The following is a 25,621-nucleotide window of genomic DNA, read 5'->3' as shown; positions in this document are numbered from 1 at the left end:
ATATTCAAAAAATATGATTGAGTCTAGAAATACTAAACTCAATCATATTTATCTTAATCGTTAATGTATGGAAATAGTTATTTTGCTAACACTACTTAATCAATCATCTAATCTTCCATTGTACTTAAATCACCTGCATCTAAATCTAACTCCCAAGCTTTTAATACACGGCGCATAATTTTACCAGAACGTGTTTTAGGTAATTTGTCTTTAAATTCAATTTCTCGAGGTGCTGAATGTGCTGATAATCCTTCTTTAACAAATTGTTTAATACTTTGTTTTAATTCATCTGATGGTTCATAACCTTCTCTTAAAGCTACAAACGCTTTAATGATTTCACCTCGTACTGGATCAGGTTTACCGATAACACCTGCTTCGGCTACTGCCTCATGTTCTACTAATTTTGATTCTACTTCGAATGGGCCGACACGTTCACCGGCAGTCATAATGACATCATCAACTCTACCTTGGAACCAGTAGTAACCATCTTCATCTTTATAAGCAGAGTCTCCTGAAACATACCAATCACCAATAAAATATGAATCATATTTTTCTGGATTTTTCCAGATAGCATGCATCATTGAAGGCCATCCTTTTTTAATGGCTAGGTTACCCATACGATTTGGAGGTAACTCATTACCTTCATCATCAACAATTGCCGCTTCAATACCAGGTAGCGGTTTACCCATTGAACCTAATTTAATATCCATAGCTGGATAGTTCACAATCATATGTCCACCTGTTTCCGTCATCCACCAAGTATCTAACACACGTTTATGGAATACATCTTTAGACCATTTAATTACTTCAGGATTTAACGGTTCACCAACAGATAAAATTGAACGTAGTGATGATAAATCATATTTATCTACAACATCATCACCAGCACTCATTAACATTCTTAAAGCAGTTGGCGCAGTATACCACACTGTCACTTTAAAGTCTTGAATCATTTTATACCATTGTTCTGGAGAGAAGCGTCCGCCAACAATACAATTTGTCACACCATTTAACCAAGGTGCAAAAACTCCGTATGACGTACCAGTTACCCAACCCGGGTCTGCTGTACACCAATACACATCATCATCTTGTAAGTCTAAAACATATTTACCTGAAATGTAATGTACTAACATGGCTTTTTGGACATGTAATACACCTTTAGGTTGTCCTGTAGACCCAGATGTATAATGTAAGATGAGGCCATCATCTTCATTTAACCATTCAATTTCAAAATCTTCACTTGCTTCTTTAAAGGAACGATTAAAATCTACATAGCCTTCTTCAACATCATCATCGACAACAACAATTTTTTCTAAATGTGGTAATTTATCTTTTGGGATTCTAGGTAACAATGCTTTATTTGTAATGATTACTTTTGCTTCACTATTTTCTAAGCGATCTGCAACAGCTTTTTCCATAAATGCTTCGAATAAAGGTCCAACGATTGCACCAATTTTCAAAATTCCTAAGAAAGCGAAATACAATTCTGGCGTTCTTGACATAAAGATAAATACTCTATCCCCTTTTTTAACATCAGCTTCATTTTTTAATACATTAGCTGCCTTATTTGAGTATTTTTTCATATCTTCGAACGTATATGACTCATGACGTCGCTCATCCTTATAATTGAGCGCCACTTTGTCTCCCTTACCCTCATCAACATGTCTATCGATACATTCATATGCCATATTGATTTTTCCTGTTTTACTCCAAGAAAAGGCTTGTTCAACATTCTTCCAATCAAAATCTTTGTAAGTTTGCTCATAATCTTGCATGTTATAATTTCCAGGTTCGCTTTGATAAACTTCAACTTTCATAAGAAAATCCCCCTTCAACTTTATGTAATCGCTTTCTTTAAAATGAATTATACATATAATTGTCACATTATTCAAAACATTTATTTATTAATCACAACATTTTTGTTATATTACAAGAAAATAAGTATAATAATAGTAAGGATTTGAGGCAATTTGATGAGGATGTGAAAAAATGAAACACATTAAAACTTATGTTACTGATAATATTGAAATTGATAATGTCAAATACAAAATTGAAGGCCCTGTTTCACACTCTTTTTTGAAAACGCTTACTTTTGATGAAGGACTTAATGCATTTCGTTCTTCTAAAGAACAATTTGAAGCATTGTTAGAAATTACTACATTGCCTGAAGGAAGAGTATATATTATACGACTAGAGCAACATATAATCGGTTACGTTACCTATCATTATCCTGATGAACTTGAAAGATGGTCTACTAGTCATCTCCCTTATTTATTAGAACTCGGTGCAATTGAATTAAGTAAATCGTATCGCCATCTGCATCTAGGTGGTCGATTAATTCAACTTAGTCTTTCTGGAGATGAGTTTGAAGACTTTATTGTACTTACTACTGAATATTATTGGCATTGGGATTTGAAGTATGCACAGTTAGACGTATTCGAATATAAACGGCTCATGCAGAAGTTAATGCAAAAAGGTGGTCTAGAAGTATTTGCAACAGATGACCCTGAAATTACCAGTCACCCGGCTAATTGTTTAATGGCAAGAATTGGTAAACGTATCACATTAGATCAACAACATGCATTTGATGATATTAGATTTCAAAATCGCTTCTTTTATTAGTTGTTTGAAAGGGATGATCTTATGAGTACTAAAAATAGAACAGGTTATGTTTATTCAGATGATATATTAAAATATAGATTTAATAACGAGCATCCTTTCAATCAAATGCGTTTAAAATTAACGACTGAGTTGTTGTTAGATGCACAATTTTTAACAAAAGAAAACATATTAGAACCAAGAATTGCAACTGATGATGAAATTGGTTTGATTCATAAATATGATTATATACAAGCCATCAAACATGCATCTCACGGTATATTAAGTGCCGAAGAGGCTAAAAAATATGGCTTTAATGAAGATACAGTTCCTTTTAGACACATGCATCAACATTGTGCACGAATTGTAGGTGGCGCGCTTAATTTAGCTGATAAAATTATGGATGGCACTTATACAAATGGTTGTCATTTGGGTGGAGGCTTACATCATGCCTTAGCCGGTCGAGCAAATGGTTTTTGTATTTATAACGATGTTGCTATTACAGCCCAATATTTAGTTAATCGCTATAATCAACGCGTTATGATTATAGATACAGATGCACACCATGGAGATGGAACGCAATGGAGTTTTTACACTAGTAATGAAGTTTTAACTTACTCTATCCATGAAACAGGTAAATTTTTATTCCCAGGATCTGGTCATTATACAGAACGTGGTGAAGATATAGGATATGGTTATACTGTCAATGTGCCTTTAGAACCCTATACGGAAGATGAATCATTTTTAGAATCTTTCAAATCAACAGTTGAACCTGTCATAGCTGCATTCAAACCTGATATTATCTTGAGTGTTAATGGTGTCGACATCCATTATAGAGACCCATTAACACATATGAGTTGTACTTTAAGTTCACTTTATCACCTACCATATATGCTTAAGGATTTAGCTGAAAAATATACAGAAAATAAAATAATTATGTTTGGTGGTGGAGGTTATAATTTGTGGCGTGTTGTTCCACGTGCATGGAGTCATCTATATTTAAGTTTAATTAATGAACCAATTCAACAAGGCTACTTACCTCTAAATTGGATTAATAAATGGAAGCATTATAGTTCAGTAACACTACCTAAAAGATGGGAAGACCGTTTGAATGACTATACTTATGTTCCACGCACTGCTGAAATTTCAGAAAAAAATGCACGTATATCGAATTTAGTTGCCAGTTGGTATGACCTTTCAAATTAAAAGCACACCGCATAAACGGTGTGCTTTATTTTTAACTATTTAGTTGTTCCTCTATATTCAATTCTATGTGGTAAAATCACGTTGGGTTCATCAATTTCTTCTTCGTTCATATATTTCGTTAGTAATCTCATACCAACAGCACCGATGTCATATAATGGTTGAATCACACTAGATAATTGTGGTCGAACCATTTCAACTAAACGCGTATTATTAAAACTTACAATTTGTAATTCTTCAGGTACTTTAATACCTGCATCTAATGCACCATGTAAAATACCGATAGCTTGTTCATCACTAATAGATAAAACTGCATCTGGTAAATTATCTTTAATTTTATCGAAGACTTTCATACCTTCTTTGTAGCTTTCAGCTCCTGATAAATGAAGTGACTCATCTAATTTTAATTGATTTTCAGATAATACTTTATTTAAACCTGAAAGTACATCTTCTTGTGCTTTTTTAGAATAATCGCCACCAACTAATGCAAATGATTTAGCACCTTGCTTTATAAGTTGTTGTGTTACCTCTTCAGCTGCTTTTTCAAAATCAATATTTACTGACGCAACATGGTCATCCTTACCGTTTGTACCTGATACAACAACCGGAACTGAAGATTGATTAATAAGTTCTTTGATTTCTTCTGAAATGGTACCCCCTAAGAAAATAATGCCATCAACTTGTTTGCTTAAAAGATTATTAAAAATCTCTTTTTCTTTTTCTGAATCATTATCAGAATTGGAAATAATTGAATGATATTTATACATCGTTGCAATGTCTTCTAAACCACGTGCAAGTTGAGAATAATACACATTAGAAATATCAGGGATAATGACACCTACAGTCGTTGTACGTTTACTTGCAAGTCCACGTGCAACAGCATTTGGTCGATAGTTTAATTTTTTAATAACTTCATTTACTTTATTTCTAGTTTCTGGTTTAACATTTTGATTTCCGTTAACTACACGAGAGACCGTTGCCATCGATACTCTAGCTTCTCTAGCTACGTCATATATTGTTACAGTCATAGTTTCCTCCTTGAAAGCGCTTCATACGCTTTAGTATCATGTTTTCATATTATTTTCAAAGTTTACCATATTTAGAGATTCAGTGAAATAAATTTGTTTTGACGTTCACATTTCTGTCAGATTTTTAGTTTCATTACTCATTAATAAAATGACTTCACTACCATGAAAAGCAACTATGATATAACTCAACAGAGATTCAAATTAATTTTATTAATAAGTACTTTTATATAGCCACTTTAATGATCATATTTGTTACATAAAAAGAAACCTAGAACATATTTATGTTCTAGGTCAATGCTTTATTTAAGCTTCTTATCGTTATACATGTCAGCTAAAAGTTTTAATTCTTTATAGAATTCATTGAATTCATTTAAATCCATTTGTTGACCTGCATCACTTAAAGCAACAGAAGGATCCGGATGTACCTCAGCCATAACACCATCAGCACCAACCGCTAATGCTGCTTTTGCAGTTGGTAACATAATATCTTTTCGACCTGTACTGTGTGTTACATCAACCATTACAGGTAAATGTGTCCCTTGTTTTAAAATAGGTACTGCAGAAATATCTAATGTATTTCTAGTTGCTTTTTCATATGTTCTAATACCACGTTCACATAGAATGATATTTCTATTACCTTGAGAAGCAATATATTCAGCTGCATATGTGAATTCTTCTATCGTTGCTGATAATCCACGTTTTAAAAGAATTGGTTTATTTGTACGTCCTGCTTCTTTTAATAATTCAAAGTTTTGCATGTTACGTGCACCAATTTGGAAAACATCAAGATATTCATCAGCAATTTCAAAGTCATTTGGGTTCACGATTTCACTAATAACGTTTAAATTATATTTATCTTTAACATTTTTTAAAATCTTAAGTCCTTCAACACCTAAACCTTGGAAATCATATGGAGATGTACGTGGTTTAAATGCCCCGCCACGAATGAACTTTTCACCTTTTGCTTGTAAATCTGCTGCTACAGCATCTACTTGCTCTTGTGATTCAACTGAACATGGACCGAATACGAAAGATTTATGTCCTTCACCGAACATGCCACCATTGTCAAAATGAACAATCGTATCTTCTGGTTTTAATTTACGAGATACGTATAAATGCTTTTCGTTTTCTGATTTTTGTAAGTCTGTAGAGGCTTTAAAAATTTCTTTAAATAATTGTTTAATGACATTGTCGTTAAATGGTCCTTTATTTTTATCTAAAAGGTCATTGATCATTTCTTTTTCACGTTGTGGATCATATACGCGTGTTCCCTGCTTGATTTTTTCTTCCCCAATTTTTTGTGCTAATTCACCTCGACGGGATAGCAATTCTAAAATCTGATCGTTAAGCGAAACAATTTCTTGTCTGTACGTTTCTAATTTATTACTCATAGTTACTTCACCTCTATCTTATAGTTGCACATTTATATGTATCACTTTAAAGCGATAAATTAAATGTATTTACGAATCATTCTAACAATTAACATTTTATAGTTCAAGCTCTAATTGTTAGAATTGATTAAATTTTCTAAAAATATACGTATATTCTTAAGTATTATGACAACTCTTTTTACGAAAATAAAAAGAGCAGAACGTCATCTATCCTGTTAATGAATAAATGATGGGTTCCACTCTAAAATGATACATTTAATTTCACTTTAAAAATCAAATACTAATCAATGAGTGCTTATATTTATATCATAATATTAACTCATATTAAATACAAACTAATTAGTCATTGAACGTACGTTTTTCAATTTTACTAGTCGTTTTTTCTACCTTTTGTTGTGTTGGTTGTTGTTTACCTTGTTGCTTTTGATTTTTATTTTGACTTGGTGTTTTTGTTGATTGTTTTGACGTTTTCGTTTGTGTCTTATTTTTGTTATTAGATTTTGTTGATGCGTTATTTTGACGTGTTACGACACCTTTATCAAATTGTGCTTTATTTTGTTTTTTTGAAGATTGCTTATTAGTTGTTTGACTTGATTTACTATTTTTTGTGTCATTAGTTGAAGATTTAGTTACTAAGTTAGGCACTTTAGTCATTTTTGATTTGGCAATAGGTGCCTCTGCTAATAAAGCGTTTGTTAATTGTGATTCTTTAGAACCTTTAGTTAACTTCGCTTGTTTATCTTTGGCTGCTGTTGCTAATCTATTAGCGAATGAGCCATCATTAGCTTTTGAACTATTTTGATTTGTTTGATCGACTAAACTTGGCGTAGTTTGTTTGTTGTTTTTAGCTACGTCTTGTTCTTTAGTAAATGCATTAGTGTCTGCCAATACTTGTGAATCATTGTTCATTTTTTGTTTCTTTGTATGAGCCGCACTAGCTAATTTATCAGCATTAGATGTTTGTGTTGATTGTTCTTTAGTTTGAGATGGATCTGATAAAGATGATTCTTCTTTAATAGCAGATTGTGCCATAGCAATTTCTTTGTCAGATACATGCTTATTGTTATCAATATTAGAATTTGCTTGTTTACTTTTTGCATCTGCTTTTGCTTCTTGGATTTCTCTTGCTTGTGGTGATTGATCTGCTAATGTATCATGATTCGATTCTGCTTGAATCGCATTCTGTTGTGCTGCAAGTTCCTTTGATGAAGGTGTTGCAGTTTGTTGATCATTACGCATAGCTTCAACTTTTGCATCTTGAATTTCACGCGCTTGTGGTGATTGATCTGCTAATTGGTCATGATTTGTTTCAGATTTAATTGCATTTTGTTGTGCTGCTAATTCAGTTGCACTCGCACCAACTTTTGAATGATTGTCAGCTTCTAATTTTGCTTCTTGGATTTCTCTCGCTTCAGGAGATTGGTCTGCAAGATTATGATCACTCACTTCTCTTTGAATCGCTACTTTTTGAGCTGATAATTCATCTGAAGAAACACCATTATTAGATTTATTTCTAAAGTTTTCTACTCGTGTTTTAACCGTTTCAATATGTTGTTCAGCTTGTGATTTATAATTTAATGCTTTTTCACGTAATTCTTTTTCTTTTGCAATAGCTTGATCTGCTTTTTCAAAGACTTTCATCTTATAGTATAAACCTAAAGCAGACCCTACAATTGCTCCTGTAATAAAGCTAACTACGAAATCTTTACGTTGTGGTGATTGATTATTTATACGAGTATGACGGCTGTATAAATCATTTCCAGTATTATTTCTTTCAAAATCATCACGATTATAGTGTTCCATGATTTATTCCTCCCTATAACAAATGCACTTAAACAAGTAACAACCTCATTTAAGTGCATTTAGTTCATTCTTATTAATTATTTATCAACACGAGTAGTGTAACTATGATCTGTATCATTTGCTACTGTGTTTGCTTTGTAATTTGCACTTCCTCGACGGTAGTGTCTATTTTGCCATTTGTCAGCAATTTCCATTGCAACATTTGACCATTGTACTACTTGAGAAATTTTATCTTCGTTTTGAGAAACATTGTGCGTAATTGAGTTAGTTACACGGTCAACTGAACCGTTTAATGTTTGAACTGAGTCACCGATACCTTTAACAGCATCTACTACAGAATTCAAACGATCAACTTTACCTTGAATGTCTTCAGTTAAACGGTTTACTTTATGAAGTAAGTCCGTAGATTCTCTTGTAATACCTTGTACTTGACCTTCAACACCATCAAGTGTTTTAGCCACGTGATCTAAATTTTTCTTAACAGAAATTAACACTACAACGATACCGATACATAAAATTAAGAACGCTATCGCAGCGATAATTCCGGCAATTGGTAAAATCCAATCCATTAAAAACGCCTCCTAAATACCTAATTATAAAATTCATTAATATTTAATACCCTTGAGAAATCATTATAAACATATTAGAAATCTTTTTTTACACCAATTTTATTTAAATACGCTTTTTGCATTTTTTGGATGTCACCAGCACCCATAAATAAAATAACTGCATTATCAAATTTTTCTAATACATCTATACCACTTTCATCAATTAAAGCTGAACCATCAATACGGTTAATTAAATCTTGAATAGTTAATTCACCAGTATTTTCTCTTATAGAACCAAAAATTTCACATAAGAAAACATGGTCTGCTGCACTTAAACTCGTTGCAAATTCTTCTAAAAATGCTTGAGTTCTTGAAAATGTATGTGGTTGGAATACTGCAATAACTTCTTTTTGTGGATATTTTTTTCGAGCTGTTTCAATTGTAGCATTAATTTCTCTTGGATGGTGAGCATAATCGTCTACTAATACTTGATTTGATACTTTTGTTTCATTAAAACGACGTTTTACACCACCAAAAGTTTCTAATGCCTCTTTAATATTATCAATATTCATTTTCTCAAGATAACTAATTGTAACAACAGCTAGTGTATTTAAGATATTATGGTCTCCATATTGTGGTGATAGGAATTGACCATAGAATTCACCATTGATGTAAACGTCAAATTGAGAACCTTGTTCTGTAATTTGAATATTTTTAGCGTATACATCATCAGTTTCATTAAATCCATAATAATAAATGGGTACATCTGCTTCTAATTTTCTAAGGTATTCATCGTCACCCCAAGCAATAATTGCTTTTTAACATTATGCGCCATCTCTTGGAAAGCATCAAATACGTCTTCAACATCTTTGAAATAATCTGGGTGGTCGAAATCAATATTTGTCATAATTGCATAGTCAGGGTCATAGCTCAAGAAATGTCTACGATACTCACATGCTTCAAATGCAAAATAATCACTACCAGGTAATCCCATTCCAGTACCATCACCAATTAAAAATGATGTCTTTTTGTCGCCATTCATTACATGTGATAATAAGCCTGTTGTAGATGTTTTACCATGTGCACCTGTAACAGCAACAGACGTGTATTGATTAATTACATGACCAAGAAAATCATGATATCTAATCACATCTAATTTAAGTTGATGTGCTTTAACAATTTCTTCATGACTATCAGGAAAGGCATTCCCTTGAATTATCACCATGTCTTCTTTTATATTATTCGCATCGAACGGTAAAATTGTTATGCCTTTGTTTCTTAGAGCAACTTCAGTGAATACATAAGTTTCTATATCTGAGCCTTGCACCTCATATCCAAGATCATGCATAATTTGTGCTAATGAACTCATGCCGGAACCCTTAATACCGACAAAATGATAGTGTGTCATTATAAAACTCCTTACTAAATTTTAATCTTGATTTAAATCCGCCTCAGTAATATAAACATCTCTAGGTTTAGAACCGTTAGCTCCAGAGATATATCCCAATTGTTCTAACTGATCTATGATTCTCGCTGCTCTATTATACCCAATTTGGAAATGTCTTTGTACTAATGAAGTAGATATATGTCCTTCATTAATCATGAACTCACACACATCATCAAATAAATCATCTTGTGCTTGAGTTTGTGTTTTCTTTAATAATTCCTTTTCTTCAAATAAATACTCAGGTTCACGTTGTTGTTTAATGAAATCTACAACATCGTCTATTTCTTCATCTGAGACAAATGTACCTTGAACACGGATTGGTTTATTCATTCCGCCACCTAGGTAAAGCATATCACCATATCCTAGTAGACGTTCTGCACCACCGCTATCAAGTATAGTTCTAGAATCTACACTCGATGATACCATAAATGCAATTCTAGTTGGAATATTAGCTTTTATTAATCCTGTAATGACATTAACTGATGGACGTTGAGTAGCTACTAACATGTGAATACCACATGCACGTGCTTTCTGAGCAATTCGTGCTATAGATTGTTCAACTTCTTGTGGTGCCATCATCATTAAGTCGGCTAATTCATCTATTACTATAACAATTTTAGGCATTCTTTGTTCATATGATGCTTTTTTATTAAATGCAGTAATATTTCTCACATGATATTGTGCAAATAATTTATATCTGCGTTCCATTTCTTCAACTGCCCATTTTAAACTTTGAGTGGCAGCTTTAACATCTGTAATAACTGGTGATACGAGATGAGGTAAATCGTTATACGGTGCTAATTCCACCATTTTTGGATCAATTAATAATAACCTTAGTTCTTCAGGATGATTTTTATACAGTAAAGACATCAAAATACTATTAATACATACTGATTTACCTGAACCAGTCGCACCTGCAATCAGAGCATGTGGCGTTTTAGCTATATCCATTAATAAAGGTTCATTGTTAATGCGATATCCCATTGCAACTGTTAATTTTGATTCCGCATTTTTAAATGGTTCTGAATCTACAATCGATCTCAAATTCACTTTAGCTGGATTTTGATTAGGCACTTCAATACCTACAAGACTAGTTCCTGGTATTGGTGCTTCAATACGAATATCTTTAGCAGCTAATGCCATCTTAATGTCATCTTGTAGTGCGGTAATTCTTGATACTTTTACTCCTTTTTCAACTGACAATTCAAAGCGTGTTACACTTGGGCCTTCAGTGACATTTTGTACTTCAGCTGGCACATTGAAGTAATACAATGCATCATTTAATTCCTGTTTCTTATCATCGATCCATTCTTCATTAACTTCATGTGGCTCAGGTTCTTCAAGTAAATCATAACTTGGTAATTTTATATTTGGTCCTTTTCGAATTGTAGGTTTTTGTACTTGAGGTTCTTCTGAATTACCTGACGTTTCTTGCTCATTAAGATGATTGATTCCAACTTGACTATCATCTTGATGATGATTTAACTCATTGTCAGTAACATATGATGAACTATTTTGTTTACTTACTACAGATTGATTATCATCAACATGAATTGATTCTGTAGACGTCGTATTCACAGCTTCCGAATGAGTGTTTGGTGTTGAATGACTCATTTGAACACTTTCAGAAGAATGACTTGCTTCCTGATTAGAAAACGGCTCCGATGTACTAGTATGATGTGACATTGATGTTGACTTAGTATCTTCGCTAGAACGCGATGCTTGTTTCTTATCTTCTGGTGCTAATTCAGGAACATTAACTCTTTTACCTTTATTCTTATCCATCATTCGCTTTTTATCTGATGGTGTCATTACGACATTAAATGGTTTACCACCAGTAACACGTTTCTTAGGTGTACTGGAATGTTGAGTTTGTAGTGAGTTGGATTGTTTATCAGAACTACTTGTATTTTCAGAATTTGATTCAATTTGCTCTTTAGTACTAGATTGTATTGATTCAGATGATGAATGGTTTGAACTATTATCTCGTTGGATATTTTCATCTATTGATGACATTGATTCATATTGACGTTCAGAAGTACTTGCCACATCCATTGGCTTAGCTGATGACATACTTGTATTATCACTAGAAGTCTCGTCATTATTTTTAGTTGAGTCACTTTGATTTTCTGAAGCGCTATCTGATTCTGATGATGTTTCACTTTTTATATCGGATTGACGTTTACGCTTCTTAGCATATTCTATTTCATGATCAACACTTTGTGTAACAGCATTATGCCCTCTTCTTTGTTGCCAATGATGCTCACTAGATTTTTGTTGAGATTCACTCGCTTTTTGTGACATTGATATTGGCTCAGAAGTTACATGATTAGCTGAAGAGTCACTTTCATCGATTTCACGATATTCTGCATCATCAACGTGATTAGATAATTCAGGTTCACTATTAACCATTTCATGACCCCTGTCACCATTGTCATAACTTTGCGTTTTATCCTCAGAATCTTGTTGTACGATTTCATCTTCAGTTGCGTTATCTATTGAATGATGCTCCAATTGATCCTGTATAGAATCATTATCATTATCATGATTGACTGCGTCAGATACCGTAACATCATCATCATTCACTTCGTGTCTTTGAGTGATATCATTTAAATCTATTTCTTCGTAATTATAGTGATGATTAGATTTTTCTTGGTTATCTGTATCTAATACAGTAGAGTCATCTAATTTATCCTCTTCTATATTACTATTGCTATTAGCAACGCTATCATTAAACTCTTCTTGATCTTCGATGTCTAATGAACTATCGCCTACATATTGTTGTGCTTGTTTAGCATACATTTCATCTATTGCTTTTTGGATACTATCCTCATTAGACTCTTGATTTTGTTGTCTTTTTTCTTGTAACGCTTTTTTAAATCGACGTTTCTGAAGGACTTTACGTTCACGTTCTCTACGAATTTCTTCGACAATTTGTGATGCATAAATATTATTAATATTTATCGTATTATCCTTTTTAGAATGATTTGGTGTAGTAGTCGATGCTACATTTTCATTACCTGTAGATAATTCATTATTAATAGTATTGTAATTTGATTGCTGTGAATCTTGATGTTGCTGTTGAGCGTTTGCCTTTGAATTAGATGAAAACGCTCTTGAATTCTGATTTACATAGTCTCTATCATTTCGATTATCTACTGTTACATGAGTGCTATTTTCCCCACTATCTTTAGGTGGTATAACACCATTTTCAATCGGACGTCTTTGTTTCGTGCCGAAAATGGCAGACGGTACTTCTGACGCTCTAAAATCACTTTTGTGATATATATATTCAGATTGAGTTTTATAATTAGATTTAAATCGTTCAGATTGTAATTTCATCCTAGGTTGCGTGTTGGACGTTGTATTATGATTTTTCGTACTCGAATTGCCAAGTGACGTAGGAGAAATTTGACGGTGTGTTGATGTCGTTGTATAAGGATTGGGATCTTTCTTCTTTCTAGATTGATAACCTTTAGATTGATAACTAGAATCGAAACTACCTTCTTCATTGTCATGATTTCTTCTACGACGATGTCTTTTATTGTCTTGAGTACGGAATTCCTCTATATCATGATTGACATTTGACCGGTGCACATCTTGAGTAGTTGTGTTTTCAGACTCCGCATTTCCTGATTCAAAACCTTCCATTGGGAAACGAAACTTCCCTTTTGGACGATGATAGATATCATTATTTTGTGGCAGTAATGAGTCATGATGAGTATCATTCGATTGATTTGCCTGGCGTCTTTTATTTTTATTGCGCAATATATCTTCATTTGAATCATTATCTTCGCCAAATAATTTATCAAACCAGCTCATACTTTCACTACCTTCCTTTTTTATTCAAAAAATGCTTGTCCAATTTCATAACTATCATCTAATACCATGATACCTTTTTCTTTAGGGGCATTTGGTAAATTTAGCTCTTTCATAGAACAAATCATTCCACTAGATGCAACACCTCTAAGTTCTGCATCTTTAATGACCATACCACTTGGCATAACTGCTCCAACTTTTGCAACAACCACTTTTTGTCCTTGGTCAACATTCGGTGCACCACAAACAATTTGTAATGTGTCATTACCAACGTTTACATTAAGAACACTTAATTTGTCTGCATCTGGGTGTTTTTCTTTAGTTTCAACATAACCAACAACAAATTTAGGTGATAAATCTGCATTTAACTCAAACGTAAAACCATTGTTTTTTATCATTTGCTGTAATTGTTCAACAATATCTTCTGTTAATTTGATATGACCATTGCCTTCAATTTGAATATGATTTGAAATATTAAAGAAATTATATCCAACTACTTGGTTATCATCTTCTTTAGTAATTTCTACAACATCATTATTTTTTCTATAATTAAATTCACCTTCTGCAGGTTCAATTTGTAAGAAAGCAACGTCTCCTACACCATTGGGATTATAAAATAAATTCATACTTTTTCTCCTTTTTATTTATTTTTTATCATTAAATTTTTTACGATTTGCTTCTAATCTCTGAATCACGTTTGGGTCTCTTTTTTGCTTATTGTTTTTACCTAAAATGAATATTGGTTCAAGATGACCTTTATCGTAACCAAATGATAGTGACGTGATAGGTACAAGACCTTTAGTGAAAAATTCCATAGTTAAATGCGCCATAACATCATAACCTGTTTTATTACGAATGTCCGCAATAACTAATACATCTTGATGTGGCACTGCTACTAACATTTCACCTTCACATTGATCTTGAATATCATTTAAAAAAGAAGTATTTAAAATACGACTTGCATCATAGCCATCATTAGAATTAATAAAATAAAAGATATTTCCTTTAACTTCATCTGTACTATATTGATTGTTTAATTTTCTAACATTGAATAAAGACATTTCTTTGACTTGTTGTTGTGTCATATTTAACGTTTCTAACATGCTCTCGTCTATGAGTCGATAAGATTTACCTAAATCTAATGCATAGTAAATATTTGTTTCTGCGGTGTGATTTTCATAAATAAAGGCATTGCCTTCTTTAGTCTTCTTATCAAAACTCGTAGCACGGATTACTGGCATAATTTGAATATCTTTAAGTTGTTCAAGTCCCTGATCCGCCATTTGTGCAATTGCTTCGTCTATATAATAAATAATTTCATCAACTATTTTTTCTTCTTTTTCTTCATATTTTGCGACAATAGCATTTAATTTAATTGTGACACCTTTATGATTGTCTTTTCTATAAATTCTTAATGTTTCATCTTCACGATCAAATTTATAATTAACGTCTAAATGGTTTAAACGTTGTTTAATTTTATCTCTCATTTGAAAGACATTCATTTATAACACTCCTATTTCGCACCTCTTAATAGTTTACAATAAAACAATGGATAGTAACAGAAAAAAACAGGTTTTTAAATATATTTTTCAACTATTCAATTAAATATATTGTGATAAAAATGTATCAATTTGTTCGATGGATTTTCTTTCTTTACCAATATAACTTCCTAGCAATTCACCATTGCGATAAACTAAGAAACTTGGAATCCCCATAATCCCATTTTCAATACAAATATCTATAAATTGATCACGATCTACTGAGACAAATTTAAACGATGGGTATTTCTCTTCTAATTGTGGTAATTCTGGTTCAATAACTTTACAATCTGGGCACCAATCAGCTGTAAATTCAAACACCGTATTGTCTTGTTTTAATTCTTCAAATTGTTGTTCTGATTCTAGTTTTAACACGATCTCCACTCCTGTAAATTAATGATATTGTAACGTTTCAATTTGTGCTTCGTTTAAATTTATAATTGCTTTATTTAATAGTTGTCTAGCTGCATAGTAATCTCTAATATCAAATACAGCATCCGTACTATGAATATAACGTGCACACACACCTATAACAGCTGTAGGAATTCCTTCATTTGCTTTATGAATCTCGCCTCCATCAGTTCCACCTGGAGACATATAATATTGATGAGGAATATCATACTGATTGACTAATTGAAGTAAATAATCTCTGAACGAAGGTCTTAAGATCATTGTTCCATCTTTAATACGAATCAATGTCCCCTCCCCTAGCGCACCGGATAACTGATTAGGACCTTTTATATCATTTGCAGGAGAACAATCCACTACAAACGCAACATCCGGTTTAATAAGTTCAGCAGATGCTTTAGCTCCGCGTAGGCCAACCTCTTCTTGAACATTTGCGCCAACATATAAATCTACATCTAATTCGATATCTTTCAACAATTCTAATATCTCTATCGCGATGAGACAACCATATCGATTATCCCATGCTTTAGCACTAAATCGATACTTCGATAATTGTGTAAATGGTGTGTCTGGAACTATTGTATCGCCTATTTCAATACCCCTTTTTCTAACCTCATTAGCCGTCGTAGCACCAATATCTAACATTAAATCACTAATTTGAGGTACACCTTCATTTCCACTTCTAAAGTGTTTAGGTATATTAGATACAATTCCTGTAATTTCTTCATTATTACGACTTTTCACTTTGAGTCTTTGACCTTGCCAAATATCATTAGCAACGCCACCAAGGTTTGTAAATTGAATCATACCATTATCGGTAATCTGTGTAATCATAAATCCAATTTCATCCATATGAGCAGCTACCATCACACGTTTTGCTTTCGGTTTAGCGGATTTTTTCACTCCAAAAAAGCCACCCATTTTATTATCAATAAACTCATCTACAAAGGGTGTCATTTGATCTTTCATATATGTTTTAATATCATCTTCAAAACCTGGTGCACCATGTAATTCAGTAAGATGTTTTATTCTATCTAGTGTTATACTTTCATTTATAGTCATTTAAAGCTTCACTCCTTATAACTTATTATATCATCTTCATTATGGTAAACTAATAATATGAATTATGAATAAGGGAGATACAATGATGAAGTGTTTAAATTGTAAAAATATATCTATCATAGGTGCTTGTACGGTTGTAATCATATCAGCTGGTATCGTTGCATACCTAGCTAAGAAAAAATATTATAATCCCGATAAATTATTAAATGAAGTTAAAACTTATTTTATGGACGTTAAAGGCTCATATATCGTACATCAACCTCTCAACGATCCTAACATTAATGCTAATAGACCAGTTTATCTTGGTGGCATAACTGCAACTAAAAATGGACAACTTGTAGATTATGATTTTTATGCAGATGCCTATTCAGGTGAAGTGTTGAATATTATAGAATTATAGACTACACATTAATATAAAATTAAAGGTTATAGATTGTTCACTCAAAAATATTGAGATTCTTGAACAAAGCTATAACCTTTCTCATTGTTTTAGTATAGTCTATATGCACGTTTAACTGTTTCTTTAATATTGTGCTTATCAGATTCAAATTTTAGTGCAAAGTAGTTCTCGTCATGATAAAACAAGAACCAATAATCATTAAAAATATAATACGGAATACATCTTTCTTTTTCTTGAATAGATGTCATAGGATAATCATCATATGCTGTAACCCATAGTGGGTTACGATGAGCCAAGGTTGGGAAAATGTCGGCCATATGTACTGCTTTTTGCCCTTCGCTTTCGATAGTGATGATACAATGACCAAAACTATGTCCACCAGTATGAATCATTTTAATACCTGGAACTGGTTCGATTTCATCCTTAAATAAAATAACTCTTTCATCATAGTCACCTTGATTTTCCTTCCAATATGTTGCCTGACTACGTATATTAGGTGCTAGAAACTCATGCCATTCATCTTGTTGAATATAATGTGTAGCATTTTTAAACAGAGCGTGTCCATTTTCATCTGTAAGTCCCGCAGCATGGTCAAAATGTAAATGAGTCATTAAAACCAAATCAATATCATCAGGTGTAAGTCCAAAATACGCTAATTCTTCTTTAATAAAACTTTCTTGTGTAACACCACTATTTCTTTTTTGCTTGTCAGTTAACTTATTATTTCCAATACCTGCATCTATTAAAATATTATATTTTGGGTGTCGAATGAGAATTGGATGTGTAGGCGTATGAACTTGATTCTTGTCATTCACTTTATATTTTCTTGTCCAAAGTGGTTTAGGAACCACACCAAACATTGCGCCACCATCTATATGCGTATTTCCTCCATTTATATCATCGATTGTTAATGCACCTAACTTCATAAAATCACTTCCTTATTTCAGTTTTTATACATTCAAACTTAATTATAATCTATAATATTTATAGACCATTAGCAATAAATGACTTAGTGCTATTATAGAATGACTACATGGCAATTCAGAACATATTTTAATAACAAAAAAGACAAGTCCCAGTTAAGGAACTTGTCTTTTTATTATATATTTTTATGAAATTTAGCTTCCATACGATAAATTCTAGAACCTTTTTCAGAAAACTTCTGTTCATATTCTGTTAATATATTATCTTCGTCGTCTTCATCATGTAAATTTAAATTCATCTTAGTAAAATACATACCAAATTGAGACATACTTTCTAAACTGAACGCAAAAAGACCTCTATTATCTGTTTTAAAATGGATTTCTCCGTCTTCAACTAAAATCTGTTTATATAGTGCTAAATATGTATGATATGTGAGTCTTCTTTTAGCATGACGTTTTTTAGGCCATGGATCAGAAAAATTAAGATAAATCCTAGAAACTTCACCATTTTTAAAGTATTCATTAAGTTCAATCGCATCATTACAAATCATTTTAAGATTCGATAAATTTTGCTCTTTTACTTTATCTAAGACCTTATACATGACGCTTTTTTCACGTTCCATTGACACAAAATTAATGTCTGGATGTTGTGCGGCAAGTGTTGTAATAAATTGTCCCATACCCGAGCCAATCTCAATATAAATAGGTTGCTTTTTATCAAACCATTCATCTATATGTCCAGCATGCGAACCATCCATATCCACTAAGTCTGGATGGTCTTTCAAATAATCTTCCGCCCAAGGTTTGTAGCGAACTCTCATACTCAATTTCTCCTTATATAAATAAGTTGCTATTCATCACTTCATTTAAAAATTCAAGCCAAGTATTCATATCTTTAAAACGCTTTTGTTCTTCGTACCATTGAACCATACCAATTGATTGAATAACTGTATACCACTTCATACGCTTATTTAGATTTAGACTTTCTTGAACGCCATATGTTTCAAACCACTTAGACCATTTATTTTCAGGAACGTAGTTGTAAAGCAGCATACCTATATCAATTGCAGGATCTGCTATCATAGCACCTTCCCAATCTACTAAAAATAGCTCGTCACGATCTGATAAAAGCCAGTTATTGTGATTGACGTCTCCGTGTACTACAGTGAAAAATCTTGAATCTAAATTAGGTATATGGTCTTCTAAATATGTTAATGCTTTTCTAACAACATGATGCGTTAATACTTCTCTTGAAAGAGATGCATTGATTTTATTCAACATAATTTCTGGTGTAATGGGTTCCATTTCCATTCTTTTCAGCATTGTCAATAATGGTTTGGAATTATGGATTTTCTTCAATATTTTGGCTACTCTAGGCTGTTGCATTTCGTTCGCTGTTAATTCGCGACCGTTTTTCCAATGTTGCGCCGTAACTACTTCACCAGTTTCAATTCTTTTCGTCCAAACTAATTTAGGTACAATACCCTCTGCAGATAATGCTGCAATAAAAGGATTAGTATTTCGTTTTAAAAACAACTTCTGTCCATCTTGTTCAGCCATATAAGCTTCACCAGAAGCACCACCTGCTGAATCTAATGTCCACCCTAACTGATAAAACTGCTCCAACACGTTCACCTCACTTTCAATTAGAAAATGGCTCCAGAAATATGTTTTCAAGAGCCATATATTCTAATTTATAGAAACCGTATAGTCATATCTACACGCTCATTTAAATTAATTTTACAGTTTTGTGAGTTGGCTAATTTTTATATTTTTGTCCCTAAAAATATGCTTTAAAATTGCGTCCTCATTTTTTATCACTCATAGAAGATTTTATAATTTTTATCATTATATTTCAACTAAAAATGAGAAACTAAAAGACACATTTTACTAGTCCGCTCTTTTAAAAATTATAAAACTACTTTGACTTATATTATAACATATTTAGAGTGAGATAGTTGGAGAAATTTTGATAATTATTTAACTTATAAACTATGTGTTTTGATATATTCGTTAAATCCATCTTGAAGCTGTCTCGTAACGTCGCCTACATTGCCATTTCCGACATCTTCTCCATCAATCTTAACTACAGGCATGACCTCAGCTGACGTACTAGATATAATCACTTCATCTGCATTTTTTAGAAAATCAACTGTAAACGTTTCTTCAATAAATGGAATATTTTTATCTTCTGAAATCCATTTAATAACTTTTCTTGTAATACCATTTAAAATAAAGTTATTCACAGGATGCGTATACACTTTTCCATCTTTAATCGCATAGACATTACTTGAAGCACCTTCTGTAACTGTTTCACCACGATGTTGAATTGCTTCGCTCGCATTATATTTTACAGCAAATTCTTTAGCTAATACGTTTCCTAAAAGATTCAAACTTTTAATGTCACAACGTAACCAACGAATATCTTCAGTGGTTACAGCATAAATACCTTTTTCTAAATCTTCAAACGGTCTGTCATAACTCTTAGTAAATGCCATTAACACAGGTTTCACAGGCGGCGTTGGGAAAGAATGTTCTCGTGGTGCAGCACCACGTGTTGCTTGAATATAAATCCCTCCATTTTTAACACCGTTAACATCTAATAATTTACGTACTAATTCAATTAATTCATCGACTGTATAATTAAGGTCTAATCCTATTTCATTAGCACTTCTTAAAAATCTCTCAAAATGTTCTTTAACTGTAAATAACTTACCTTCGTATGCACGAATATATTCATAGATACCGTCTCCAAACACGTAACCTCTATCTTCATATGAGACCTTTGCTTCTTCTTGTTCTAAAAATTCACCATTAATAAAAACTTTTGTCATAAATTATCCCTCCACACATAATGAGTAAATCGCCTCGAGATAAATACTCGTTGCATTAAATAGTTGCTTTTTCGTGATGTATTCGTTTTTCTGATGCATTAAGTCTTCAGAGTCGCTAAACATTGCGCCAAATGCCACACCTTTGTCTAAGTTTCTCGCATAAGTACCGCCACCAATTGTATACGGTTCTGTCATATCTCCAGTTTGGTTTCTGTATGCAGTCACTAATTTTTGAACAAATGGATCATTTTTATCCACATAATGTGGCTTTTGTACTTTACCCATTTCAATTCTAAATCCTAATGCTTCAATTTCTTTTGAGAAACGATCAATAGCTTCTTCAAATTCGAAGCCTTGAGGATATCTTAGATTCACACCAAAACGTCCTGCATTTTCATTATCATAAGTCATCACACCAATATTTGTAGTTACATCACCCATAATATCAGTATGGAATTTCATTCCCATTTTTTCTCCAAAGTGAGACTCGTGTAAATATTGGTTACTAAAGTTTACAAAATCTTTTGCACTTTTATTTAAATTTAACGTAGCTAAGAATTCTAAAAGATATAGGCCTGCGTTAATTCCTAAAGAAGGATCCATACCATGAACAGCTTTACCTTCAACAGTTAATATAAGAATACCACTATCTACAGTACTTTCACCTTGAAGATGATGCGTTTCTAAAAAGTATTCAAAGTTTTGAATTACATCAGTCATGTGCTCTTTAACTAATACTTTAGCTTCTGCATGATCAGGCACCATGTTATAACGTTGCCCTGAATTAAACGCTAGTAATTCATAGTCTGGTTCATCTACATCTTCAGCCATTTCATTTTGTACTAAGTCAAAAGTCGTAATACCCTTTTCACCATGAATCGCGGGAAATTCAGCATCTGGTGCAAATCCTAAAGCGGGCATTTCTTCCGTTTGGAAATAACGATCGGTACATTTCCAATCAGATTCTTCATCTGTCCCAATAATAATATGAATGCGTTTCTTCCAATCTACTTTCATATCATTTAATATCTTCACAGCATAGTAAGCCGCAATCGTAGGCCCTTTATCATCTAATGTACCTCTAGCAATGATAGCATTGTCAGTCACTACGGGTTCGAACGGATTTGAATCCCATCCATCGCCAGCTGGTACAACATCAACATGACAAAGAATACCTAATACATCGTCACCTTTACCCGCTTCAATTCTACCAGCGATATGATCAACATCATGCGTAGAAAAGCCGTCTCTTTCAGCAATTTGATACATATAATTTAAGGCTTCTTTTGGGCCAGGGCCTACTGGTGCATCGTCGTTTGCTTTACTGTCATCTCTTACACTCTCTATTGACAATAATCCATTTAGATCTTCAATGATTTGGTTTTCGTATTCTTGAACTTTTTCTTTCCACATTCGAATTCGACTTCCTTTTTTAATAAGTTATTTTCCATTTTACATGAAGTTACACCGAAACTACAGTAAGATGTTAGAAAAATTACTAAATTTTCTAAATTTTTATTACAAAAAAATGCCTGTACACATTTAGCTTAAAAACGTGTACAGGCATATAAGTGATTCACAATTATTTTTTATCTTCTAAGGCATTTTTATTATTTTTTAAATCTTCTTCTGATACGACGCGTAAATTATTATTAGCTGTAGCGCCACCTTCATCATCAAATTTACCTTCTTCTAAATCATCAGCTTTATTCTCATCTAATTTTGTGAATCTAGTTTTTTCTTCTTCAAAGAATGCTTTTGGATCATTTTTAATTCTTTCTACGTAACCTTTTGGATTACTTTTAACATCTTGAATTGTTTCGTTAGCTTTAGAACTAATTTGGTTTGCAAAGTCTTTAGCATTCGCTTTATATGATTCTGGATTTTCTTTGTATTGATTATATTGATCTTTTAATTTGTCTCTGCTTTCTTTACGAGATAATAGAACTGCTGCTGCAGCACCACCTAAACCTAATACTACTCTAAATAAATTTGTACCTTTTGCCATATTCAAACACCTTCTCTTTCTTTAGTTTAAAAGTAATTTAAAATCTTCTTCAGTTAATAAACGAAATTCGCCTAATTTAAGTGATGTATCCAACTCTAAATTAGCAATTTTAATACGTTTTAATTGTAATACCTCATTTTCAATCTCATGAAACATTCTTTTAACTTGATGATATTTACCTTCGTATATCGTAACACGTGATCTTCGATTTTCAATGATTTCTAATTGTGCAGGTTTTAGTAACCCATCAGACAATTCTAATCCTTCTTTAAAACGTTCTACATCGCTTTGTGTCACATCATTTTTTGATACTACCTCGTATGTTTTAGGCACGTGTTTATTTGGACTCATCAAATTATGATTAAATTGACCATCATTAGTGATTAGTAATAACCCTTCAGTATCTTTATCTAACCTACCTACAGGGAAAATCCCCAAGTGTTTGTACTCAGGGATTAAATCGATTACAGTTTGATGTTTATCATCTTCTGTCGCTGACACTACATCAGATGGCTTATTTAACATGATATACACTTTATCGATATATATAATTTTTTCACCATTAACTGTAATGATATCTTCATCAGGATTAATTTGCGTTTTAGGTGACTTATTCACCTTATCATTCACCTTAACGTAACCTTTTTTTAAACTTTGCTTAACTTCATTGCGTGTACCTATACCCATATTAGCTAAGAACTTATCTAATCTCATCTTAAGAAACCAACTTTACGTCTGATTTTTTCAGGAATATCACCTAAAAACTCATCTGCAAATTTAGTCTTAATTGTTATACCTCCATATATAGCAGCACCTACAACAACGCCTACAGCAATAATGATTAAATAACCTAATTTACTAGGTGCTAGGAATAATTTTCCAATAAAGAATACTAACTCTACACCTAACATCATAATAAATGAATATAAAAAGATTTTACCGAAGTGAATCCAACTATAACTAAATTTGAACTGTGCATATTTCTTTAAGATGTAGAAGTTACATCCAATTGCAAAGAGTAATGCAATTGACGTACTAAGTACGGCCCCCGGTGTATGCAATAACATAATAAGTGGATAGTTAAGGATTAATTTAATAGCAACAGCACCTAAAATAACGTAAACGGTTAACTTTTGTTTATCTATACCTTGTAACATAGATGCAGTCACACTTAATAGTGAAATTAGAATTGCAACTGGTGCATAGATAAACAGTAATCTACTACCATCAAAGTTAGGATCATGACCTTGAACTACTGGGTCATATCCATAAAAGACTGTAAATAATGGCTGTGCTAATGCCATAATACCAATACTTGCTGGGACTGTAATAAACATCAGTACACCAATTGACGTTCTGATTTGTCTATGCATTTCTTCAAAGCGACCTTCTTCATACGTTTTGGTAATGTATGGAATTAAACTTACTGCAAAACCAGCACTTAACGATGTAGGAATCATAACAATTTTATTTGTCGACATATTTAACATATTAAAGAAAATGTCTTGTAATTGTGATGATACACCTACTACAGATAATGCACCATTATGTGTAAATTGATCGACTAAATTAAATAATGGAAAATTTAAACTTACTATAACAAACGGAATACTATATTTTATGATTTCTTTATACATATTGCCGTATGAAACATTGATATCGGTATAATCTGATAATACCATTTTATCAATATTTTTCTTACGTTTTCTCCAGTAATACCATAATGTAAGGATACCTGCTATAGCGCCAATAGCTGCAGCAAATGTTGCAATACCATTCGCCATTAGTACTGTGCCATCAAATACATTTAAGACTAAGTAACTACCTACTAAGATAAAAATCACTCGCGCTATTTGCTCAGTTACTTCAGATACTGCAGTAGGCCCCATTGATTTATAACCTTGGAAGATACCTCTCCAAGTTGCTAATACAGGGATAAAAATAACTACCATACTGATAATTCTAATAATCCAAGTGATATCTGCCACAGACCATCCATTTTTATCTGACGCATTACGAGATAAAGTTAATTCTGAAATAAATGGCGCTAGGAAATATAGAATTAAAAATCCTAGTACACCGGTAATACTCATGACAATAAAACTTGATTTATAAAATTTCTGACTGACTTTATATGCACCTAATGCATTATATTTAGCTACATATTTTGAGGCTGCAAGTGGCACCCCTGCTGTAGCTACAGCTATCGCAATATTGTATGGTGCATAGGCGTACGTGAACGGTGCCATATTTTCTTGTCCGCCTATTAAATGGTTAAATGGAATAATAAATAGTACACCGAGAACTTTCGTAATTAAAATACTTAGTGTAATTAAAAAGGTCCCTCGAACCATTTCTTTACTTTCGCTCATTAACTATCTTCCTATCTTTAAAAGTTTATTAATACAAGTTGAAATCATGTTGCGTTCGTTATCATTAGCTTACATTATTATAAAATATATCACAAAAAGACTAACATGGGGATTGATTTTATAATAATTTTAAATGTTGAGATGATGAAAACGAATTAATCATTATTTATCCTTTAAAATTGGGTTATGTATCTCATAATACTTCAAGTTTTCTATTATAGTTATTATTTTATGCATTG

Annotated in this window: 21 protein-coding genes and 1 pseudogene; 3 read left to right on the top strand and 19 right to left on the bottom strand. The window is 32.5% G+C overall.

What is annotated here, in order from left to right:
• Window positions 1–107 precede the first annotated feature (107 nt).
• Window positions 108–1,817 carry an acetate--CoA ligase gene (gene acsA, locus EL082_RS05165; RefSeq protein ID WP_015364898.1) on the bottom strand — a complete coding sequence of 570 codons (1,710 nt, stop codon included), beginning with the start codon at window positions 1,815–1,817 and terminating at the stop codon, window positions 108–110.
• A gap of 172 nt (window positions 1,818–1,989) precedes the next feature.
• Here acsA and EL082_RS05160 point away from each other — a divergent pair, with 172 nt between their 5' ends.
• The gene (locus EL082_RS05160; RefSeq protein ID WP_002467408.1) at window positions 1,990–2,622 is read left to right on the top strand and encodes a GNAT family N-acetyltransferase; all 633 of its coding nucleotides are present in this window, start codon (window positions 1,990–1,992) and stop codon (window positions 2,620–2,622) included.
• A gap of 21 nt (window positions 2,623–2,643) precedes the next feature.
• Window positions 2,644–3,804: an acetoin utilization protein AcuC gene (locus EL082_RS05155; protein WP_049415768.1), complete on the top strand. Its 1,161-nt coding sequence runs from the start codon at window positions 2,644–2,646 to the stop codon at window positions 3,802–3,804.
• A 35-nt stretch (window positions 3,805–3,839) separates the two neighbouring features.
• Here the strand turns inward: EL082_RS05155 and ccpA are convergent, their stop codons facing one another.
• The 10 genes and pseudogenes from ccpA to EL082_RS05105 form a co-directional block, all read right to left on the bottom strand.
• Entirely contained in the window at window positions 3,840–4,829 is a 990-nt protein-coding gene (gene ccpA / locus EL082_RS05150) for a catabolite control protein A (RefSeq protein WP_015364896.1), read from the bottom strand.
• A 299-nt stretch (window positions 4,830–5,128) separates the two neighbouring features.
• On the bottom strand, window positions 5,129–6,220 hold the full coding sequence (locus tag EL082_RS05145; RefSeq protein WP_049415765.1) for a bifunctional 3-deoxy-7-phosphoheptulonate synthase/chorismate mutase: 1,092 nt from the start codon (window positions 6,218–6,220) through the stop codon (window positions 5,129–5,131).
• 339 nt (window positions 6,221–6,559) lie between these two features.
• Window positions 6,560–8,023, bottom strand: a complete 1,464-nt coding sequence (locus EL082_RS05140) for a coiled-coil domain-containing protein (protein ID WP_002467405.1) — start codon at window positions 8,021–8,023, stop codon at window positions 6,560–6,562.
• 77 nt (window positions 8,024–8,100) lie between these two features.
• A complete protein-coding gene (locus EL082_RS05135) occupies window positions 8,101–8,592 on the bottom strand; it encodes a DUF948 domain-containing protein (RefSeq protein ID WP_002467416.1) in 492 nt (163 codons plus the stop codon).
• A 74-nt stretch (window positions 8,593–8,666) separates the two neighbouring features.
• Window positions 8,667–9,979: pseudogene (murC, locus tag EL082_RS05130) on the bottom strand (UDP-N-acetylmuramate--L-alanine ligase).
• A gap of 21 nt (window positions 9,980–10,000) precedes the next feature.
• A complete protein-coding gene (locus EL082_RS05125) occupies window positions 10,001–13,840 on the bottom strand; it encodes a DNA translocase FtsK (protein WP_049415757.1) in 3,840 nt (1,279 codons plus the stop codon).
• Window positions 13,841–13,860: 20 nt separating this feature from the next.
• On the bottom strand, window positions 13,861–14,463 hold the full coding sequence (gene ytpR, locus EL082_RS05120; RefSeq protein WP_002467403.1) for a YtpR family tRNA-binding protein: 603 nt from the start codon (window positions 14,461–14,463) through the stop codon (window positions 13,861–13,863).
• Between the two features lie 18 nt (window positions 14,464–14,481).
• The gene (locus EL082_RS05115) at window positions 14,482–15,339 is read right to left on the bottom strand and encodes a DUF1444 domain-containing protein (protein ID WP_002467410.1); all 858 of its coding nucleotides are present in this window, start codon (window positions 15,337–15,339) and stop codon (window positions 14,482–14,484) included.
• 99 nt (window positions 15,340–15,438) lie between these two features.
• Window positions 15,439–15,750, bottom strand: a complete 312-nt coding sequence (locus EL082_RS05110; protein WP_002467409.1) for a thioredoxin family protein — start codon at window positions 15,748–15,750, stop codon at window positions 15,439–15,441.
• An 18-nt stretch (window positions 15,751–15,768) separates the two neighbouring features.
• On the bottom strand, window positions 15,769–16,845 hold the full coding sequence (locus tag EL082_RS05105; protein ID WP_002467406.1) for a M42 family metallopeptidase: 1,077 nt from the start codon (window positions 16,843–16,845) through the stop codon (window positions 15,769–15,771).
• Window positions 16,846–16,930: 85 nt separating this feature from the next.
• On the opposite strand from EL082_RS05105, the gene EL082_RS05100 reads away from it, so the two are divergent.
• Window positions 16,931–17,245, top strand: coding sequence for a PepSY domain-containing protein (locus EL082_RS05100; protein WP_015364892.1), 315 nt, complete (start codon window positions 16,931–16,933; stop codon window positions 17,243–17,245).
• An 89-nt stretch (window positions 17,246–17,334) separates the two neighbouring features.
• Here the strand turns inward: EL082_RS05100 and EL082_RS05095 are convergent, their stop codons facing one another.
• From EL082_RS05095 to EL082_RS05060, 8 genes are all read right to left on the bottom strand, one after another.
• On the bottom strand, window positions 17,335–18,171 hold the full coding sequence (locus EL082_RS05095) for a YtnP family quorum-quenching lactonase (RefSeq protein WP_002465598.1): 837 nt from the start codon (window positions 18,169–18,171) through the stop codon (window positions 17,335–17,337).
• 173 nt (window positions 18,172–18,344) lie between these two features.
• Window positions 18,345–18,989, bottom strand: coding sequence for a tRNA (guanosine(46)-N7)-methyltransferase TrmB (gene trmB / locus EL082_RS05090; protein WP_002465599.1), 645 nt, complete (start codon window positions 18,987–18,989; stop codon window positions 18,345–18,347).
• Between the two features lie 13 nt (window positions 18,990–19,002).
• Window positions 19,003–19,794, bottom strand: a complete 792-nt coding sequence (locus EL082_RS05085) for a phosphotransferase family protein (RefSeq protein ID WP_015364891.1) — start codon at window positions 19,792–19,794, stop codon at window positions 19,003–19,005.
• Between the two features lie 359 nt (window positions 19,795–20,153).
• Window positions 20,154–21,002: a D-amino-acid transaminase gene (dat, locus tag EL082_RS05080; protein WP_015364890.1), complete on the bottom strand. Its 849-nt coding sequence runs from the start codon at window positions 21,000–21,002 to the stop codon at window positions 20,154–20,156.
• Between the two features lie 3 nt (window positions 21,003–21,005).
• Window positions 21,006–22,415, bottom strand: a complete 1,410-nt coding sequence (pepV, locus tag EL082_RS05075) for a dipeptidase PepV (RefSeq protein ID WP_015364889.1) — start codon at window positions 22,413–22,415, stop codon at window positions 21,006–21,008.
• A gap of 169 nt (window positions 22,416–22,584) precedes the next feature.
• Window positions 22,585–23,010 (bottom strand): YtxH domain-containing protein, encoded by a 426-nt coding sequence (locus EL082_RS05070; protein ID WP_002466185.1) that lies wholly within the window; start codon window positions 23,008–23,010, stop codon window positions 22,585–22,587.
• Window positions 23,011–23,031: 21 nt separating this feature from the next.
• Window positions 23,032–23,724 (bottom strand): pseudouridine synthase, encoded by a 693-nt coding sequence (locus EL082_RS05065; RefSeq protein WP_002466183.1) that lies wholly within the window; start codon window positions 23,722–23,724, stop codon window positions 23,032–23,034.
• Window positions 23,721–25,382 carry a putative polysaccharide biosynthesis protein gene (locus EL082_RS05060; protein ID WP_002466179.1) on the bottom strand — a complete coding sequence of 554 codons (1,662 nt, stop codon included), beginning with the start codon at window positions 25,380–25,382 and terminating at the stop codon, window positions 23,721–23,723. The genes EL082_RS05065 and EL082_RS05060 overlap by 4 nt, the downstream gene beginning before the upstream one ends.
• Between the last annotated feature and the right edge of the window lie 239 nt (window positions 25,383–25,621).

It is taken from the genome of Staphylococcus warneri (assembly GCF_900636385.1).
GTDB classification, from domain to species: domain Bacteria; phylum Bacillota; class Bacilli; order Staphylococcales; family Staphylococcaceae; genus Staphylococcus; species Staphylococcus warneri.
The sequence above is the reverse complement of the archived record's forward strand: the minus strand, read 5'-3'. Positions and strand labels throughout refer to the sequence as shown.

Coding starts and splice junctions, on each gene's coding strand:
- ytpR (WP_002467403.1), bottom strand. CDS start 14,463: ATGAATTTATTTTATAATCCCAATGGTGTAGGAGACGTTGCTTTCTTA.
- pepV (WP_015364889.1), bottom strand. CDS start 22,415: ATGTGGAAAGAAAAAGTTCAAGAATACGAAAACCAAATCATTGAAGAT.
- EL082_RS05155 (WP_049415768.1), top strand. CDS start 2,644: ATGAGTACTAAAAATAGAACAGGTTATGTTTATTCAGATGATATATTA.
- ccpA (WP_015364896.1), bottom strand. CDS start 4,829: ATGACTGTAACAATATATGACGTAGCTAGAGAAGCTAGAGTATCGATG.
- EL082_RS05140 (WP_002467405.1), bottom strand. CDS start 8,023: ATGGAACACTATAATCGTGATGATTTTGAAAGAAATAATACTGGAAAT.
- EL082_RS05060 (WP_002466179.1), bottom strand. CDS start 25,382: ATGAGCGAAAGTAAAGAAATGGTTCGAGGGACCTTTTTAATTACACTA.
- EL082_RS05125 (WP_049415757.1), bottom strand. CDS start 13,840: ATGAGCTGGTTTGATAAATTATTTGGCGAAGATAATGATTCAAATGAA.
- EL082_RS05115 (WP_002467410.1), bottom strand. CDS start 15,339: ATGAATGTCTTTCAAATGAGAGATAAAATTAAACAACGTTTAAACCAT.
- EL082_RS05100 (WP_015364892.1), top strand. CDS start 16,931: ATGAAGTGTTTAAATTGTAAAAATATATCTATCATAGGTGCTTGTACG.
- EL082_RS05070 (WP_002466185.1), bottom strand. CDS start 23,010: ATGGCAAAAGGTACAAATTTATTTAGAGTAGTATTAGGTTTAGGTGGT.
- EL082_RS05145 (WP_049415765.1), bottom strand. CDS start 6,220: ATGAGTAATAAATTAGAAACGTACAGACAAGAAATTGTTTCGCTTAAC.
- trmB (WP_002465599.1), bottom strand. CDS start 18,989: ATGAGAGTTCGCTACAAACCTTGGGCGGAAGATTATTTGAAAGACCAT.
- acsA (WP_015364898.1), bottom strand. CDS start 1,817: ATGAAAGTTGAAGTTTATCAAAGCGAACCTGGAAATTATAACATGCAA.
- EL082_RS05095 (WP_002465598.1), bottom strand. CDS start 18,171: ATGAAGTTAGGTGCATTAACAATCGATGATATAAATGGAGGAAATACG.
- EL082_RS05135 (WP_002467416.1), bottom strand. CDS start 8,592: ATGGATTGGATTTTACCAATTGCCGGAATTATCGCTGCGATAGCGTTC.
- EL082_RS05065 (WP_002466183.1), bottom strand. CDS start 23,724: ATGAGATTAGATAAGTTCTTAGCTAATATGGGTATAGGTACACGCAAT.
- dat (WP_015364890.1), bottom strand. CDS start 21,002: ATGACAAAAGTTTTTATTAATGGTGAATTTTTAGAACAAGAAGAAGCA.
- EL082_RS05160 (WP_002467408.1), top strand. CDS start 1,990: ATGAAACACATTAAAACTTATGTTACTGATAATATTGAAATTGATAAT.
- EL082_RS05105 (WP_002467406.1), bottom strand. CDS start 16,845: ATGACTATAAATGAAAGTATAACACTAGATAGAATAAAACATCTTACT.